Annotated in this window: 18 protein-coding genes; 7 read left to right on the forward strand and 11 right to left on the reverse strand. The window is 66.7% G+C overall.

Annotation, left to right across the window (positions count from 1 at the left end):
- Positions 1-9 precede the first annotated feature (9 nt).
- Positions 10-1,344 carry a macrolide-binding ATPase MABP-1 gene (locus ACZYZ7_RS18565; protein WP_167857773.1) on the forward strand — a complete coding sequence of 445 codons (1,335 nt, stop codon included), beginning with the start codon at positions 10-12 and terminating at the stop codon, positions 1,342-1,344.
- 79 nt (positions 1,345-1,423) lie between these two features.
- On the opposite strand, the gene ACZYZ7_RS18570 is transcribed toward ACZYZ7_RS18565, so the two are convergent.
- The 3 genes from ACZYZ7_RS18570 to ACZYZ7_RS18580 all read right to left on the reverse strand — a co-directional run bounded on the left by ACZYZ7_RS18570 (position 1,424) and on the right by ACZYZ7_RS18580 (position 5,143).
- Positions 1,424-1,735: a WhiB family transcriptional regulator gene (locus ACZYZ7_RS18570; protein WP_135453310.1), complete on the reverse strand. Its 312-nt coding sequence runs from the start codon at positions 1,733-1,735 to the stop codon at positions 1,424-1,426.
- A 483-nt stretch (positions 1,736-2,218) separates the two neighbouring features.
- Entirely contained in the window at positions 2,219-4,333 is a 2,115-nt protein-coding gene (locus ACZYZ7_RS18575) for an ATP-dependent DNA helicase UvrD2 (protein WP_450070225.1), read from the reverse strand.
- Between the two features lie 54 nt (positions 4,334-4,387).
- A complete protein-coding gene (locus tag ACZYZ7_RS18580; RefSeq protein ID WP_450070226.1) occupies positions 4,388-5,143 on the reverse strand; it encodes an SDR family oxidoreductase in 756 nt (251 codons plus the stop codon).
- 72 nt (positions 5,144-5,215) lie between these two features.
- On the opposite strand from ACZYZ7_RS18580, the gene ACZYZ7_RS18585 reads away from it, so the two are divergent.
- The gene (locus tag ACZYZ7_RS18585) at positions 5,216-5,683 is read left to right on the forward strand and encodes an RrF2 family transcriptional regulator (protein WP_135453306.1); all 468 of its coding nucleotides are present in this window, start codon (positions 5,216-5,218) and stop codon (positions 5,681-5,683) included.
- A 30-nt stretch (positions 5,684-5,713) separates the two neighbouring features.
- Here the strand turns inward: ACZYZ7_RS18585 and ACZYZ7_RS18590 are convergent, their stop codons facing one another.
- Genes ACZYZ7_RS18590 through ACZYZ7_RS18600 form a run of 3 tightly spaced genes read right to left on the reverse strand, consistent with a single transcriptional unit; the run spans position 5,714 to position 7,882 of the window.
- Positions 5,714-6,154, reverse strand: coding sequence for a hypothetical protein (locus tag ACZYZ7_RS18590; protein WP_450070227.1), 441 nt, complete (start codon positions 6,152-6,154; stop codon positions 5,714-5,716).
- A gap of 10 nt (positions 6,155-6,164) precedes the next feature.
- Positions 6,165-7,049, reverse strand: coding sequence for a dihydrodipicolinate synthase family protein (locus ACZYZ7_RS18595; protein WP_450070228.1), 885 nt, complete (start codon positions 7,047-7,049; stop codon positions 6,165-6,167).
- Positions 7,050-7,096: 47 nt separating this feature from the next.
- Complete coding sequence (locus ACZYZ7_RS18600; RefSeq protein WP_450070229.1) at positions 7,097-7,882, reverse strand: aldolase; 786 nt, start codon at positions 7,880-7,882, stop codon at positions 7,097-7,099.
- A 172-nt stretch (positions 7,883-8,054) separates the two neighbouring features.
- On the opposite strand from ACZYZ7_RS18600, the gene ACZYZ7_RS18605 reads away from it, so the two are divergent.
- Positions 8,055-8,993 (forward strand): carbon-nitrogen hydrolase family protein, encoded by a 939-nt coding sequence (locus ACZYZ7_RS18605; protein ID WP_450070501.1) that lies wholly within the window; start codon positions 8,055-8,057, stop codon positions 8,991-8,993.
- Between the two features lie 100 nt (positions 8,994-9,093).
- Positions 9,094-9,393, forward strand: coding sequence for a hypothetical protein (locus ACZYZ7_RS18610; RefSeq protein WP_135453302.1), 300 nt, complete (start codon positions 9,094-9,096; stop codon positions 9,391-9,393).
- 26 nt (positions 9,394-9,419) lie between these two features.
- Here the strand turns inward: ACZYZ7_RS18610 and ACZYZ7_RS18615 are convergent, their stop codons facing one another.
- From ACZYZ7_RS18615 to ACZYZ7_RS18625, 3 genes are all read right to left on the reverse strand, one after another.
- On the reverse strand, positions 9,420-9,947 hold the full coding sequence (locus ACZYZ7_RS18615) for a helix-turn-helix domain-containing protein (protein ID WP_135453301.1): 528 nt from the start codon (positions 9,945-9,947) through the stop codon (positions 9,420-9,422).
- Between the two features lie 96 nt (positions 9,948-10,043).
- Positions 10,044-11,030 (reverse strand): acyl-CoA dehydrogenase family protein, encoded by a 987-nt coding sequence (locus ACZYZ7_RS18620; RefSeq protein ID WP_450070502.1) that lies wholly within the window; start codon positions 11,028-11,030, stop codon positions 10,044-10,046.
- Positions 11,031-11,059: 29 nt separating this feature from the next.
- Complete coding sequence (locus ACZYZ7_RS18625) at positions 11,060-12,202, reverse strand: acyl-CoA dehydrogenase family protein (RefSeq protein ID WP_450070503.1); 1,143 nt, start codon at positions 12,200-12,202, stop codon at positions 11,060-11,062.
- A gap of 94 nt (positions 12,203-12,296) precedes the next feature.
- Between ACZYZ7_RS18625 and ACZYZ7_RS18630 the strand changes: the two genes are divergently transcribed.
- Positions 12,297-12,542 (forward strand): mycoredoxin, encoded by a 246-nt coding sequence (locus ACZYZ7_RS18630; RefSeq protein WP_135453299.1) that lies wholly within the window; start codon positions 12,297-12,299, stop codon positions 12,540-12,542.
- A 30-nt stretch (positions 12,543-12,572) separates the two neighbouring features.
- Here the strand turns inward: ACZYZ7_RS18630 and nudC are convergent, their stop codons facing one another.
- Complete coding sequence (gene nudC / locus ACZYZ7_RS18635) at positions 12,573-13,520, reverse strand: NAD(+) diphosphatase (protein ID WP_135453298.1); 948 nt, start codon at positions 13,518-13,520, stop codon at positions 12,573-12,575.
- Positions 13,517-14,611, reverse strand: coding sequence for a potassium channel family protein (locus ACZYZ7_RS18640; protein WP_135453297.1), 1,095 nt, complete (start codon positions 14,609-14,611; stop codon positions 13,517-13,519). Before ACZYZ7_RS18640 ends, nudC begins: the two co-directional genes overlap by 4 nt.
- Positions 14,612-14,686: 75 nt before the next feature.
- On the opposite strand from ACZYZ7_RS18640, the gene ACZYZ7_RS18645 reads away from it, so the two are divergent.
- Both ACZYZ7_RS18645 and ACZYZ7_RS18650 read left to right on the forward strand, forming a co-directional pair.
- Positions 14,687-15,076 carry a DoxX family protein gene (locus ACZYZ7_RS18645; RefSeq protein WP_450070230.1) on the forward strand — a complete coding sequence of 130 codons (390 nt, stop codon included), beginning with the start codon at positions 14,687-14,689 and terminating at the stop codon, positions 15,074-15,076.
- A 147-nt stretch (positions 15,077-15,223) separates the two neighbouring features.
- A complete protein-coding gene (locus ACZYZ7_RS18650; protein ID WP_450070231.1) occupies positions 15,224-15,937 on the forward strand; it encodes a VIT1/CCC1 transporter family protein in 714 nt (237 codons plus the stop codon).
- Positions 15,938-15,964: the final 27 nt, after the last annotated feature.

The raw sequence follows: 15,964 nt of genomic DNA on the forward strand, positions 1-15,964 counted from the left end.
GGCCGAGTCATGGATGATGGTCTGGTGACCGACATCAAACGGGGAAGCGTCGCACGGAATGCGAAGCTCGCCGGCCTGGCCGGCGGCATGGCGGGACGGGCAGCGCTGGGCTTCGGCAAGCGTCTGACCGGCAAGTCCAAGGACGAAGTCACTGCCGAATTGATGGACAAAGCCGCTCAACAATTGTTCGCCGTGCTCGGGGAGCTCAAGGGCGGGGCGATGAAGGTCGGCCAGGCGCTGTCCGTGCTGGAGGCGGCCATCCCCGAGCAGTACGGCAAGCCGTATCGCGAGGCGTTGACCAAATTGCAGCGAGAAGCTCCGCCGCTGCCGGCCCCCAAGGTGCACCGGGTGCTCGATGCGCAGCTCGGCACCAAATGGCGCGACCGGTTCACCTCGTTCGACGACACCCCGGTGGCCTCGGCCAGCATCGGTCAGGTGCACAAGGCGGTCTGGTCCGACGGGCGTGAGGTGGCCGTCAAGATCCAGTACCCCGGCGCCGACGAAGCACTGCGCGCCGACCTCAAGACGATCCAGCGTCTGGTCGGCGTGTTCAAGCAGCTGGCCCCCGGCATCGACATCCAGGGCATCGTCGATGAGTTGATCGAACGCACCGACATGGAGCTGGACTACCGGCTTGAGGCCGAGAATCAGCGTGCGTTCGCCAAGGCTTACCGCGACGATCCGCACTTCTGCGTCCCAGCGATCGTCGCCAGCGCACCGAAGGTCGTCATCGCCGAATGGATGGATGGCATCCCGATGTCGGTGATCATCCGCGAGGGCACCCCCGAACAGCGCGACCTGATGGGCACCCGGTTGTCCGAACTCACCTTCGACGCGCCCAAGCGGCTGCAGATGATGCACGGCGATGCCCACCCCGGGAACTTCATGCTGCTGCCCGACGGGCGGATGGGCGTCATCGACTTCGGCGCGGTCGCACCGCTGCCCGACGGCTTCCCGACCTCCTTGGGCGAGTGCATCCGGCTGGCCCGGGACAAGAACTACGACGACCTGCTGCCCACCATGGAGGAAGCCGGTTTCATCCAGAAGGGACAACAGGTTTCGATCGAGGAAGTCGACGACATGTTGCGCCAGTACGTCGAGCCGATCGAGGTCGACGTCTTCCATTACAACCGCCGGTGGATCCAGAAGATGGCGGCCGGCCAGATGGACAACTGGGTGGCCCAGATCAAGACGGCCCGACAGCTCGACCTGCCGCCGAACCTGGCCATCCCGCTGCGTGTGATCGCCTCGACGATCGCGATGTGCTGCCAGCTCGATGCCCATGTGCCGGTGAAAGCCATTGCCACCGAACTGGTTCCGGGTTTCGCCGAGGAAGCGGCCTAGCGCAACGGATTTCGCTGCACGCCGAAGGACCGAACGGCGCCGAGTGTCTCGCACTCGGCGCCGTCGGTGTCTTCAGGTATCACGCGGCGGCCGGGTTACCCGCGGCGTTCTTACGCGGACGCCCACGCGGCCGCTTACGGGCCACGATGCTTCCGCGGTCGAGGATCTCGCCGCCCCAAACGCCCCACGGCTCCTGTCGTTCCAGCGCGGCGGCCAGGCACGCGTTGCGGATCGGGCAATCCGCGCACAGTGCCTTGGCCTGCTCCAGATCGACTGGGCTCTCGGCGAACCACAGGTCGGGATTCCCGATGTGGCACGGCACCGCCGGCAGCCGCTCCTCGCATGTCAACGGCGCGACGCTCACCTCCGGAGCGGTCATCGCAATGGACATGTGCTTATCCCCCTACTTCCTGGTCGTAGTTAGTTGCGATCTGTCTTTCGATGGATCTGCGACCAGGTTTCTGGGGGTGGAGAACGACTCCCAAAAAAATTGGCCACGGATCCGATTGACTGCGGGTCCGTGGCCATTTGGCTGTGATGGGAGCTCTACCTAGTAGGGGCTCCGATCCACGGACGCGCCAGTCGCGGCGGCGGGGCGGCGCTTATGCTGCGGTGCAATAGCAGCAGCGGCGGCCAGCCATCCGGCGGCGGGGGCAGCGGGTGCGGCGTACCGGCGAGCTGCCGGGGAAACCGCGGCAGCGGCGACGGCGAACACGGACGACGGCATGCCAGCAACCGCTACACCGCTGAATTCGATGTTGTTATCCATTGCGGGCACCCTCCTTCCGTCTCGTCACCAGAGCTGTGTTACGAGGCTAAAGCCTAACAGCCAATTCGCACAACCTATTTTCTACCTGCGGTTTTGGCGCGATCTTTACGAATTTTGGCGGCCGCGGACCAACTCGAGAACGTCCGGGCCGTACTGCTCGAGCTTGCGCGCACCGATTCCTGGGAGCGCCACCAGCGCGGCCTCGTCGGCCGGCATCGACTCAGCGATCGCGATCAGCGTGTTGTCGGTGAACACCACATAGGCCGGCACTTTCATCTCCTTGGAGACGCGCAGCCGCCAGTCCTTGAGCTCGGCGAGCAGCTCCTCATCCAGGTCCGACGGACAGGTTTCGCAGCGGCGCAACATGATCGCAGGCGGCGTCGACAAGGCGGCATTGCACACCCGGCAGCGCGGCGCCGGGCCGCGTTGACGACGCGTCCGATCCGGCCCCGAACCGGCCGAATTCTGCAGTTGCGGTGCGATGCCGTTGAGGAACCGCGACGGCCGACGGCCTTGGCGCCCGCCTGGAGTGCGGGCCAGCGCCCAGCTCAGGCCCAGGTGCACCCGGGCCCGGGTCACCCCGACATAGAGCAGGCGGCGCTCCTCCTCCACCGGCTCGCTGTCGGGCCCGTGTGCGAGCGCATGCGAGATCGGCAGCGTGTTGTCAGCCAGGCCGACCAGGAACACCGCGTCCCACTCCAGGCCCTTCGCCGCATGCAGCGATGCCAACGTCACGCCCTGCACCACCGGTGGATGTCGCGAGTCGGCCCGCTGACGCAGCTCGGCGACCAGTGCCCGCAGATCCAGCTCCGGGCGCAGCGCAACCTCCTCGTCGACCAACTCGGCCAACGCCGTCAACGCCTCCCAGCGCTCGCGAGCCTTGGTGCCGGCCGGCGGTTCGGCGGTCAAGCCGAGCGGCTCCAGCAGCTCACGCACCAGTGCGGGCAGGTTGTCTTCGGGAATGTCACGCTCGGCGAAGCGCTGCATGGCCACCAGCGCCTGACGGATCTCCTGACGGCTGAAGAAGCCCTCACCGCCGCGCACCTGGAAGGCGACCCCAGCCTCGGTGAGCGCCTCCTCGTACACCTCCGACTGCGCGTTGATCCGGTAGAGCACCGCGATTTCGGCCGGCTCCGTTCCGTTTTCGATCAGCTTCTTGATCGACCTGGCCACGGCTTTGGCCTCGGCCACCTCGTCGGGATACTCGGAGAACGACGGCTCGGGACCAGCGTCACGCTGGCCCACCAGATGCAGCTTGCTGCCGGCCATCCGGCCGCGTGCGGCCGCGATCACCCGGTTGGCCAACGACACCACCTGCGGCGTGGAGCGATAGTCACGTTCCAGCCGCACCACCGCGGCGTCGGGGAAGCGCCGCGAGAAGTCCAACAGGAAACGGGGGGTGGCCCCGGTGAACGAATAGATCGTCTGGTTCGCATCACCGACCACGGTGAGGTCGTCGCGCTCCCCCAGCCAGGCGTCGAGCACCCGCTGCTGCAGGGGCGTGACGTCCTGATACTCGTCGACGACGAAGCAGCGGTAGCGGTCGCGGAACTCCTGGGCGACCGCCGCGTCGTTCTCGATGGCCGCGGCGGTGTGCAGCAGCAGATCATCGAAATCCAACAGCGCCGAGCCGTCCCGGCGGGCCTTGAGTGCCTCGTACCCCGAGTAGACGGCCGCGACCTTCGCGGCATCGAACGGGATGTCCCGCCCGACCTTGGCCACCGCGGTGCTGTAGGCCTCCGGGGTGATCAAAGACGCCTTGGCCCACTCGATTTCACCGGCCAGGTCACGGACGTCGTCGGTACTGGTCTGCATCCCGGCCCGGTTCGCGGCCTGCGCGACCACGGCGAACTTGCTGTCGAGCAGCTCCCACCCGGTGTCGCCGACCAGACGCGGCCAGAAGTACTGCAATTGCCTGCGCGCCGCGGCGTGGAACGTCACCGCCTGCACCGCAGCGGTGTTCACCCCGGACTCCTGGCCCAGTAGCCGCAACCGGCCCCGCATCTCGCCGGCGGCCCGCGCGGTGAACGTCACCGCGAGCACCTGGCTGGGCGCGACGTGACCGCCGGCCACCAGGTGCGCGATCCGGCGGGTGATGGTGCGGGTCTTGCCGGTACCCGCGCCGGCCAGCACACACACCGGGCCGCGGGCGGCCAGGACGGCCTCCCGCTGCTCATCATCCAGATCGCCCAGCGCGGGCGAGGGAGCCTCCAACGGCATGCGGTCCATGATGTCAGGGACCGGTGACAGTCCCGGGCCCGGCGTGGCCCCGGCCTACCGCTGCCGGCTCAACCACTGCTCGAAGGTGGTGGGCGCGATGCGCGCCCCGTCGCCGGGCAGCAGCGCATTGCCCGACATCGACACGCCGAAGATCGACGACCAGGTCGGCACCAGCGTCACCTCCTTGCCGCGCACCGCCAGGGACCGCCGGGCCATGTCGACCAGATCCTGTGTCTGCGGGCCGGCCACGTCGACATGGCGGCCCTGCGGGTTGCCGACGACGACCTCGGCGAGCACGGCGGCCACGTCGTCGGGATCGATGGGCTGCACCAGAAGCGGGGCGATATCGGCGGTGACCCCGTCGGGGCCATCGTGCGCCGTCCAGCTCACCACCATCTCGGCGAAATCGTGGAACTGGGTGGCCGGCACGATCGTCCACGGCACGGGCCCGCCTTCGACCAGCTTCTCCTGCTCACGTTTTCCGGCGTAGTGAGCATTGCCCTCGATGTCGTGGATCCCCACGATCGAGAGCAGCACATGGTGTCCCACGCCGGCCCGTTCCTCGGCGGCCAACAGATTGCGGGTGGCGGTGCCCAGGTAATCCACCGTGCGGTCCCGATCGGCGGGCGGGGCACTGATCGCGTCGACCACCGCCTGTACCCCGGCCAGAGCCGCGTCGAGCCCCTCCCCGGTGGACAGATCCACCCCGGCCGAGCGGCTGATCGGCACCACCTCGTGTCCCGCACCCTGCAGGGCGGCGACCACGCGCGCCCCGATGTTTCCCGTAGCCCCGGCAACTGCGATTCGCATGGTGTCTCCCGTCCCGGCCGATAGATATCTCGGACTATATAGGTCCGTAATATCTGTAATAAACTACGGGCTGTGAAACTCCCCGTGGCCACCGAGTGGGCCCTGCACTGCGCGACGTCGCTGGCGCAGCTCGAACCCGGGGCCACCGCATCGGCCGCCGACCTCGCGGAGCATTTCGGCCTGCCCGCCCCTTATCTGGCCAAGCAGTTGCAGGCGCTCACCCGCGCGGGTGTGCTGGCCGCCACGACCGGCCCGCGCGGCGGCTTCCGACTCGGACGGGCACCCGCCGATATCACACTGCTGCAGATCGTCGAGGCCGTCGACGGTGCGTCCCCGCCGTACGAATGCCGCGAGATCCGCCGGCAGGGCCGTGGCGCACTACCTGACAGCTGGTGCCGGCACGAGTGCATCCTGGCCGTGAAAATGGCTGACGCACACCAGGCCTGGCGAGCCAGCCTCGACGGCGTCACCCTCGCCGGCATCCTCGCCGATCTGCCCGTCGCGGCGCCGGCGCGCACCCGGAAGTTGTTGGGTAGGTGAGGGCCTCGAACGGATCAGCCGCACCGCGGCTCAGCCCCACTGCCCGACCGCGAAGCCGACGAGCAGAACCGCGAATCCGCCGATTTCCGCCGCGATGAGCAGCGCCATCGAGATGTGCAGCCCCGGACTCGGGAATTCGAATTGATTGGCGGTATCCCGCCGGGCGCCGTGGACCATGTAGCTCAGGATCGCCGCCAGGAAGAAGAACACCAGGACCAACGCCGCGGTCAGATTGACCCAGCTCGGCCAGGCACTGAGCTCGACGAACACGGCCGTCAGCAACGTGGCGAACGCGTAGAGCAACGATGCGCGGTGAGCGATGTCGACATAAGGATGCGCGACATGGTGTTCGGAGGTGACCATCTGCCGGTATTTCCACACTCCGAGCGCCAGAGCCAGCAGGAAGATCAACCCGGCCGCGAGCAACGTCGTCGCGGTGGCGGTTTCCAGAACCTGCGTGTTGCAATCCATCTCGCCTCCTTCAGGACACGGCGAGGAGCCGGCGCAGCTCCTCGCGGCCGCTGTCGTCGAGGGGAAGCAACGGGAGCCGCGGCACCCCGACACCCTGGCCGAGCAGCTCAAGTCCGCCCTTGATCGTCGTGGGCAGGCCGCCGGCCACGATGAACTCCAGGAAGGGCTTGACTTCGGCGTAGATGGCCTCGGCCTTCGTCCAGTCTCCGACCTGTGCCGCTGCGTAGAGATCCAGGCACGGCCGCGGTAACAGGTTCGGCGCCGCGGTGCACCAGCCCTTGGCCCCTGCCTTGAAGGCCTTGAGAATCATGGGGTTACTGCCGTTGTAGAACGGCAGTCGGCCGTCGGTAAGCGCGGACAGGCGCTCCATACGGGTGATGTCGCCGGTGGATTCCTTGACCATGGTGACGTTGTCGATGTCCTCGAACATCTGAACCAGCAGTTCGGGCCGCATGTCGATGCCACTGGTAGCCGGATTGTTGTACACCATGATCGGAATGCCGATCGCGGCGCCGATCGCCGCGTAGTGCTGGACGATCTCCCGTTCGGAGAGTTTCCAGTAGGAGATGGGCAGCACCATCACCGCATCCGCGCCGGACCGCTCGGCGTACTGCGCCCGGCGAATGGTGTTGGCAGTGGTCAGGTCTGACGCGCCGATGATGACGGGCACCCGACGGTCGACCACGCCGATCGTGGTGTCGATGACGGCGTCGAACTCGGCCTCGGTGAGATAGGCCGACTCACCGGTACTGCCGAGCGGGACGATCCCGTGCGCACCGCCGCTCACCAACCGGTCGACCAGGGCGGCAAGCTTGCCCGTGTCGATCTGGTGGTCTTCGGTGAAGGGTGTCACCGGATAGGCGAGAATTCCGTGGATCTCAGTGTTGGACGGCATGTTTCGTTGTCCTTCTTTCGGTGCGGATTGAGGGCCGGTTCGAGAGGTCAGCTGGTCAGGGCATCGGGATGGTTACGGAGCGCACGCCGGGCGTAGTAGGCGAAGTTGGCCTGGCTGCGTTTGGGCCGTAACGTCCAGTCATGGGCCTCGCGCGCCAGTCGCGGAGGCAGTTCGGCGATCGTTCCCGCCGCCATGGCGGCCAGTTGCAGTTCGGCGCCGCGTTCGATCAGCATCGCCAACGAGCACGACTCCTCGATGCTGGCTCCGGCGATCACGTGGCCATGGTGGGCCAGCAGGATGGCCTTCTTGCCCCCCAGCGCGGCACTGATGATCTCGCCCTCCTCGTTGCCGACCGGAACGCCCGGCCAGTCGGCCAGGAAGGCGCAGTCGTCATACAACGGCGCGATGTCCATCTGCGACACCTGCAACGGAACTTCCAGCATCGAAAGCGCCGCTACGTGGAAGGGGTGAGTGTGCACGATGCACTGCACGTCGGGGCGCGCTCGATAGATCCAACTATGGAATCGATTGGCGGGGTTTGCCATTCCCCCGCCTTCGAGGACATTGAGGTCCTCGTCGACGAGCAGCAGATTGCCTTCGGTGATCTCGTCAAAGCCCAACCCGAGCCGTTGGGTGTAGTACGTACCCGGCTTCTCGGCCCGCGCGGTGATCTGGCCCGCCAGACCCGAGTCGTGGCCCGCATCGAACAGCGCCCGGCACGTCAGGGCCAACTTCTGCCGCGTCGTCAGCGTGGACTCCTCGATGTGGACAGACAGCCCATCCAGGGCACGCTGCATCAGAACCTGCTTCGAATCACCAAGCGTGGTGGTCATCTCGGCCCACCTTTCCGTGTTGAGGGGTCGGCGACACAACTCGAACCATAGGACACATTGTGTCCTTCCGTCAACATAGGTGAGCCGATCGTGTGAGAACCGGCGTCTTGCGGTGCGCGCTACGCTCTCTACCGAATGACACTCGGTGTCCACCATCAGGAAGGGCTCGATCATGGTTCTGGCAGCTGCCATCCAACTGGACGCGGTACTCGCCGATGTTCCGACCAACCTCGCGGCCTGCGAACGGCTCGGCGATGAGGCAGGACATGCGGGTGCGCGCATCATCGCGTTACCGGAGTTCTTCTCCACCGGAATCGGATTCGCGGACTCGCTGGCCGCGGCGGCGCTACCTCCCGACGGTCCCGCGACAGAACTCCTCACAACACTCGCCCGTCGACACGCCGCCCTTGTCGGCGGTTCGTTCCTGTGCCGCGATCCCGACGGACACGTGCGCAACGCCTACCTGCTCGCCGACCCGAACGGAGTGATCGGACGGCACAACAAGGATCTCCCCACCATGTGGGAGAACGCTTTCTACGTGGGAGGCGGCGACGACGGAGTCATCGCCGCCGGCGACTACCAGGTCGGAGCCGCGGTGTGCTGGGAACTGATGCGCACGCAGACCGTCCGACGACTACGAGGTCGCGTCGATCTGGTGATGGCCGGATCGGGGTGGTGGTCGATTCCCCGGTGGCGGCCGCACGCCCTGTTCGACCGCCCCGAACACAACAACCGGATTAACGCGCACACCGCGGCAGCCTCGTTCTCCAGGTACGTGGGCGCCCCGTGCGTCCACGCCGGCCACGCAGGCGATCTCCGTTGCGCGATGCCCTGGCTGCCGATGGAATATCGCGGCCGGTTTGAAGGCGCAACCATGATCACCACCGCATCCGGCGAGATCGTCGCCGAGCGGCGTGCAGACGAAGGAGAGGGTGTGGTGCTCGGCGAAATCACCACCGGCCGGCAGGACGCCGAGCTCCACGCCCCCGCCGGCTACTGGCTGCACAAGCGGGGCCTCCTACCCAGCGCAGTCTGGCACTACCAGCGCTGGCACGGCCGACCCTGGTACCGACGCAACGTCGCCGGCGCGCAGTCGAGGACGTCGACCTAGGGAAGGCTCGAGCCCGCGCTAATTAGGTTTCCATTAGGACACTTTGTGTCATAGGATTGGAGGTGCACTGATCGAATCATCGAAGAAGGAGTGAGAAGCCATGAAGCACATCGCAATGTCCACGGCGTTTTCTATTGGCGCCGTCATCAGCTGGCTCACCGCGGGAGCCGCAGTTGCCGCGGCGGCCCCCACCGGCCCGTCGGCAGCAGAAACCATCGCGCGCCTACAAGCCGACGGCAAACGGGTGATCATCAACAAAGTCGGCAGCGGTCCGCTCAGTCAGTGCACGGTGACCAATGTCCACACGGTCGTCGTGCGCCCGCAAGCGAAGACCGTCACCATTCACGGCCTACCGGATTTCGAACCCATCCCCACAGTGCACGTCAACCTGAAATGCTGACGGCCCGTGGGGCACCGGAGCGCAAGTCAACGATTGCGGCCGTACTCGGTGTGGGTGATCACCAGAACCTCACTGGGCGTACTCCCCCGCTGCCGCAGCTGGTGCGGCAACGAGGCGTCGAAATACGCGCAATCTCCGGTCTCCAGGGTGACCAAATCATCCTGGTAGCGCAGCTCCACCACGCCCGCATGGACGAACACCAACTCCTGCCCGGCGTGCTCCGGATGCGGATGCTCGGCGAACTTGAGGGTCGGCCGAACGATGAACGGCGACATCGACTTCCCGAGCATCCCCGCCGCCACGGCTTGATAGCGGTTGTTGCCGCGCTCGCCCGCGCGGTCAATCGACAACGTCGTGACCGCTGGATCCTCGGAAAACAATTGTGCGACATCGACCTCGAGCGCACGCGCCAGCTTCATCGCCACCGCGATCGACGGCGTGGAACGCTGACGTTCGACCTTGGACAGGTAACTCTTGGTCAATCCGGTCGCTTCGGCGAGCTCCTCAAGGGTCATGCCCCGCTGTTGACGCACAGCACGCAACAGAGCACTCATGACACCTCCTGATCACAACGCACGCTCCGCATACATGGTCCCATAGGACAGCAAGTGTCATATCGTCGACATTCCGAATCGTCGACGGCGAGCCGCTCAGACACCGGCGGCAGTGACCAGGGCCCACAGTCCGTCCGCGCCGGCAGCGATGGCGTATTCGGTGAGGACCTGATCCCAGTGCGCAACCGAGCCGTACTCCGAACGCCAGGACAACGCGGGCATGGTGAACTCGTGCAACCGGTGCTCAAGGGTGGTGCCGATCGCACCATGCACCTGGTGGGCGTTGCGCACCACCACCGAGGTGGCGTGCCCGACGCACGAACGTGCCACGGCGACAAAGAAATCGAGGTGCGCCGAGGACCAGTCCGATCGCAGAGCCTCGGCCAGTGCACCGTCGGTGGCCGCCCGGGCCAGCGCAGACTCGGCGGCGATGTCGGCCACCAGATTCTGCACGGCCTGAAACTTGGCCAACGGCCGGCCGAACTGGGTGCGTTCGCCGGTGTGCGCCACCGACAGCGCCAGGATCCGGTCCAGCGCGGCGCACACCTGAACGGCGCGCACCAGGGCGGCCCGCCGCCTGATCTGTTCGACCACGTTGTCGGGCACCGGGTTTCCGGTCAAAGACGCGAGGTCCGCGCGGACCTCGTCGCGCGGCTCCCCCGCATTGTTGCGCCCTGCGGTGATCGACAGCGACGCGGTGTCCACATCGGCCACGAGGTAACCGGTGCCGTCGCGCCAGAGCAGGACCACCCGCTCCGAGCCGGCCGCCCATGGCACGCCACGCGCGACACCGTCGTCGTCGAGCAGACATGCGGTGCGTCGCGCGTCATCGACCCCCAACCCCGCCGTCTCCAACAACCAGCAGGCCAGCAGATCATGTTCGGCCAGAGGGATTCTCACTCCGTGCCAGGCGGCGGCGCGCAGCAGCTCGACGGCCTCGGCCCAGCCGGCGCCACTACCACCGGATTCCTCGGACCCGGTCAGCCGGACCAGGCCGAGTTCGACCAGCCGGTCCCACAACTCGGTGGTGACCTCACCTGTTGGGTGCTGCTCGCGGTGTGCGGCGAAGACCGCCGACATCATCTCGACCAGTTCGGCGTCGACAGCGTCCACTAGCGCATCCCCAATCCCCGCGCAATGACACCACGCAAAACCTCGTTGGTACCGCCACGCAGCGTGAACCCCGGGCGCTGGACCACCGCGTCGGCCAGCATCGAGCGGTAATCCTCGTCATCGGTCTCACCGAGGACATCGGCGAAATCGGCGATGTCACCTTCAGTGGCGGTGCCCAGCACCTTGACCACGGCGGCCGCGGTATCGGCCGGTTCGTGCCGCTCCAGCGCACCGGCGACCGCCATCGACATCTGGTGCAGGCCGGTGATGCGGCCCAGGTAGCGCCCCAGATCGGTGTGACGGGGCAGAGATCCGTCACCCATGTGCGTAGCCATGTCGGCGAGCAGCGGGAACGTCGACAGGAAGCGCTCGGGCCCACTGCGTTCGAAGCTCAGCTCGGAGGTCACCTGTTGCCAGCCGTTGCCGATGGTGCCGAACACCATGGCGTCCGGCACGAACACCTCATCGAGGATCACTTCGTTGAAATGATGTTTGCCGTTCATCGAGATGATCGGCCGGATGTCGACGCCGGGTGCGCGCAGATCGACGATGAACTGGCTCAGGCCGTCGTGACGGTGCGCCGGATCCACGGGCGCGCTGCGGGCCAGGCAGATGAACGCGTGCGCCAGGTGCGCCCCTGACGTCCACACCTTGGCGCCGGTGATCGCCCAGCCTCCATCGACCTGCACAGCCTTCGTGCGCACGCTGGCCAGATCGGATCCGGAATCCGGCTCGCTCATGCCGATTCCGAAATAGCATTCACCTTTGGCTATGGCGGGCAAGAACTTTCGCCGCTGCTCCTCGGTGCCGTACTTGAGCAACGACGGAACGATCTGGCGGTCGGCGATCCAGTGCGCCCCCACCGGAGCCCCGGCGGCCAGCAGTTCCTCGGTGACCACGAATCGCTCCTGGTGACTGCGCCCGTGCCCGCCGTAGGAGACGGGCACCGTCATACCCAGCCACCCGCGGGCGGCCAGCGCCCGGCTGAAGTCCTCGTCCCAACCGGTCAGCCAGCTGTCGGCGTACCGGCCGATCGTGCCGGCCTCCTGTTGCTCGCTGACAAACTGCCGCACCTGCAACCGCAACTCGTCGAGCGCATGCGGGTCGCCGGCCACCGGCGGCACCAACCTGGTCATGTTCAGCTCCGTCCACTGCGGATTAGCAACTTACCGGTGCAGGCCGGAGACCTGCGTCACTGCGGGCATGAGGCGGCGGTTCAGCTACGTTATGTGCACTATGACTGCTACACCGACTGTGACGATGTACACCACCACGTGGTGCGGCTACTGCTCGCGGCTCAAGATGGCGCTCAAGTCAGAGGGCATCTCGTGGACTGAGGTCGACATCGAGCAGGATCCGGCCGCAGCCGAGTTCGTCGGTTCCGTCAACGGCGGAAACCACGTGGTCCCGACCCTGAAGTTCGCCGACGGGTCGACGCTGACCAACCCCACCATCAAGCAGGTCAAGGCCAAGCTCAACTGAGCGCTCCACAGCCAGATCAGGCGCGGACCGTCAGTCCAGGGCCGCCCAGGACTCGATGATCTCGCGGGCAATCGAGATCGAACCGGGCAGCAGCAGCCTCGACCGCGAATCGCCGTCGGCCGCACTCCAGTCACCCTGATCCAGTGCCTCGCGGACCTCCGCCCGGGTGAACCAGTCTGCCTCGGCGATCTCGCCGTCGTTGAACGAGAACGGCTGCTCCGGGTCGCCGATGGCATGGAATCCGACCATGAGCGACCGAGGGAACGGCCACGGCTGGCTGCCCAGGTACTGCACGTCGGTGACCGTGAGGCCAACCTCCTCGGCGATCTCCCGCACCACACAGGTCTCGAAGGATTCACCGGCCTCGACGAATCCGGCCAGGATCGAGAACAACCGCTCAGGCCACGCGGTCTGCCGGGCCAGCACCGCGCGGTCATGGCCGTCATGGACCAGACAGATCACCGCCGGATCGATGCGCGGGAACTCCTCATGACCGCTGACCGGATCGACCCGCGACCAACCGCCTTTCGCCGACCGCGTTGCCGCGCCGTCCACCGCATTGAACCGGGCTCTGTCATGCCAGTTCAGCAACGCGGTGGCCGTCGCCACCAGCTGGGCGCTGACGTCGTCGAAGACCTCGCCGGCCCGGCGTAGATCGAGCACCTCGGCGGGTGCCTCGGGATCCTCGGGCGCCTCCAGCGCGCTGCGGACGCCCCACACGTGCCTACCGTCGCCCAGCCGGCCCAGGAACACCGCGTGCTCCGGTGGCTTGTCGGTGCCCAGGCTCGAGGCCTTGCCGAGCACCACCTGGCCACCCGAGATCAACACCTGGTTGCGTCGGTCGACCCGCAGCAACAGCGCGTCCTGCCAGCCCTCGGTCGCGGCGTCGATATCGGTACGCAGCGCATCGGCACGATCGGCACCGACCCGCGAGAGCAGCGGGACGTTGCGCAGTCCGAAGGTGAGGCGTTCGGTCATCGCTCAGTGTCCGCGCTGCGGATGTAGAGCAGCCGGTCCCCGGCCTCCAGAGCATCCACCTCCGGCGCGTCGACCCGCACCAACCGGCCTTCACGCACCACGCCCAGCACGATGTCGTGCAGATGCCGGGGTGAGCCGCCCTCCTCCTTGGGCGTCACCTCACGCTCGGCGATGGCGAAGCCGGCATCGGGGGTCAGCAGATCCTCCATCATCTCCACCACGCTGGGGGTCTGCGTCGCAATGCCGAGCAGCCGGCCGGCAGTCTCCGAAGACACCACGGTGGAGTCCGCACCGGACTGTTTGAGCAGATGCAGGTTGTCGGATTCCCGCACCGCCGCGATGATCTTGGCCTTGGGCGCCAGCTCCCGGGCCGTCAGCGTCACCAGCACCGCGCTGGCGTCGTTGTCGGCTGCGACGACAATCGACTTGGCGTGCTGGGCACCGGCCAGTCGCAGGACACCGGAATTGGTGGCGTCGCCGTGCACAGTCACCAAGCCGGCGGCCTTGGCGCGTTCCAGTGCGGCCGCGTTCTCGTCGACGACGACGATGTCGGCCGGGGAGACTTCATCGCCGACCATCGCGGCGACCGCCGTCCGCCCCTTGGTGCCGTATCCGACGACGACGGTGTGGTTACGCACTTTGTTCCTCCATCGCTGAATCTTCAGCGCCTGCCGGGATTGGGTGGTCAGGGTCTCCACGGTGGTACCGATGAGAACGATCAGGAAGGCCACCCGCAGCGGCGTGATGACCACGACGTTGACCAGACGCGCCGAATCCGTGTACGGCGTGATGTCGCCGTACCCGGTCGTCGACAGTGACACCGTCGCGTAGTACAGGCAGTCCAGGAACGACAGCGGGTTGTTGGCATCCGGGGCGCTGTCGTTGTCCCGATAGCCGTAGCGATCCGCGTAGACGATGAGCACCGCGGCGAACAGCGCCCCCAGCGCGTACAGCACCCGCATGAAGATCTTGCGCGCCGGACTGACGAACGGTTCGGGGATGCGCAACACATCGACGAGCGCGGCATCCGGGCGGGAAGTCAGGTTCGAGTCGATCGCGGCGAGGCTGCGCCGCAGCCTGCCTTTAGCCACGCGACCCCATCATCGAGCAAAGCTCCCCGGGACGCGCCGGGATCAATCTGATCAGACGCACGCCACAATGTAACCATGACCGCACCCCAGCCTCAGCGGATCTCCGCCGCACCCGCCGCCCAACGCATGGCGGCCCTGCTTCTGGGCATGGGCACGCTGCACTTCGTCGCACCCAAGCCCTTCGACTCGATCATCCCCACCGAGCTGCCCGGCAGCGCCCGCTTCTACACCTACGCCTCGGGGGTGGGCGAGCTGGCCACCGGCGCCTTGCTGGCCGTGCCCCGCACCCGGCGGCTCGGCGCGCTGGCCGCCGTGGCGTTGTTCATCGCCGTGTTCCCCGGGAACCTGAACATGGTCCGGCTGTGGTGGGACAAGCCATGGCCCATGCGGATCGTCGCCATCGCCCGGCTGCCACTGCAGATCCCGATGATCACCTGGGCCCTGCGGGTGTATCGCAACTCGTAGTCGCATACTCCTGGTCTCACCGGCTGACCAGAACTCCTGGGCGGCAGCCTGTTTCGTTGCCCGACTCGGCCTGAACCCCGCACAGAGCCAAGTTTGGCAAGGCTATCGTTGCTGGTGGCATGTGGTTTTGGCCGATATCGTCGGACCGTGACGAATCCCAGCCATCCGTCCGAGCCGCACGTGGGTTCACTGTCGTCGAGACTGAACTGGCTTCGTGCGGGGGTTTTGGGCGCGAACGACGGCATCGTCTCCACGGCCGGCATCGTCGTGGGCGTGGCAGCCGCCACCGTGGAGACGGCGCCGATTCTGACCGCCGGTATCGCCGGCCTTGTCGCAGGAGCGGTGTCGATGGCGTTGGGTGAGTACGTCTCGGTGAGCACGCAACGTGACACCGAACGCGCATTGCTGCGCAAGGAACGCCGCGAGTTGCGTGACGACCCGGACGCCGAACTGGACGAGTTGTCCGCGCTCTACGAAGCGAAGGGCCTGTCGACAGCGACCGCGCGCACCGTGGCCGAGGAACTCACCGACCACGATGCGTTCGCCGCGCACGCCGAGGTCGAATTGGGCATCGATCCCAAGGACCTGACGAACCCGTGGCAGGCCGCCGCGTCTTCTGCGCTGTCGTTCACCATCGGTGCGCTGTTGCCGTTGATCGCGATCCTGGTCCCGCCGACGACATGGCGGATCCCGGTGACCGTGGTGGCGGTGCTGGTGTCGCTGATGCTCACCGGGGCGGTGTCGGCCGGGCTGGGCGGGGCACCGCAGGGCCGCGCGGTGCTGCGCAACGTGATCGGTGGCGGCCTGGCCCTGGCAATCACCTATCTGATCGGCCTTGTGGTGGGGACCACCATCACCTGACCGCCTCGCATCATCCCGACCAGCCAA

The organism is Mycobacterium sp. IDUB_17 (genome assembly GCF_055419465.1).

Bases quoted from the DNA above. Each gene is read 5' to 3' on its own strand.
- ACZYZ7_RS18570 (WP_135453310.1), bottom strand. From the start codon at position 1,735: ATGTCCATTGCGATGACCGCTCCGGAGGTGAGCGTCGCGCCGTTGACA.
- ACZYZ7_RS18645 (WP_450070230.1), top strand. From the start codon at position 14,687: ATGACCGCACCCCAGCCTCAGCGGATCTCCGCCGCACCCGCCGCCCAA.
- nudC (WP_135453298.1), bottom strand. From the start codon at position 13,520: ATGACCGAACGCCTCACCTTCGGACTGCGCAACGTCCCGCTGCTCTCG.
- ACZYZ7_RS18630 (WP_135453299.1), top strand. From the start codon at position 12,297: ATGACTGCTACACCGACTGTGACGATGTACACCACCACGTGGTGCGGC.
- ACZYZ7_RS18575 (WP_450070225.1), bottom strand. From the start codon at position 4,333: ATGCCGTTGGAGGCTCCCTCGCCCGCGCTGGGCGATCTGGATGATGAG.
- ACZYZ7_RS18600 (WP_450070229.1), bottom strand. From the start codon at position 7,882: ATGACCACCACGCTTGGTGATTCGAAGCAGGTTCTGATGCAGCGTGCC.
- ACZYZ7_RS18615 (WP_135453301.1), bottom strand. From the start codon at position 9,947: ATGAGTGCTCTGTTGCGTGCTGTGCGTCAACAGCGGGGCATGACCCTT.
- ACZYZ7_RS18610 (WP_135453302.1), top strand. From the start codon at position 9,094: ATGAAGCACATCGCAATGTCCACGGCGTTTTCTATTGGCGCCGTCATC.
- ACZYZ7_RS18580 (WP_450070226.1), bottom strand. From the start codon at position 5,143: ATGCGAATCGCAGTTGCCGGGGCTACGGGAAACATCGGGGCGCGCGTG.
- ACZYZ7_RS18595 (WP_450070228.1), bottom strand. From the start codon at position 7,049: ATGCCGTCCAACACTGAGATCCACGGAATTCTCGCCTATCCGGTGACA.
- ACZYZ7_RS18565 (WP_167857773.1), top strand. From the start codon at position 10: ATGGATGATGGTCTGGTGACCGACATCAAACGGGGAAGCGTCGCACGG.
- ACZYZ7_RS18590 (WP_450070227.1), bottom strand. From the start codon at position 6,154: ATGGATTGCAACACGCAGGTTCTGGAAACCGCCACCGCGACGACGTTG.
- ACZYZ7_RS18620 (WP_450070502.1), bottom strand. From the start codon at position 11,030: ATGATGTCGGCGGTCTTCGCCGCACACCGCGAGCAGCACCCAACAGGT.
- ACZYZ7_RS18605 (WP_450070501.1), top strand. From the start codon at position 8,055: ATGGTTCTGGCAGCTGCCATCCAACTGGACGCGGTACTCGCCGATGTT.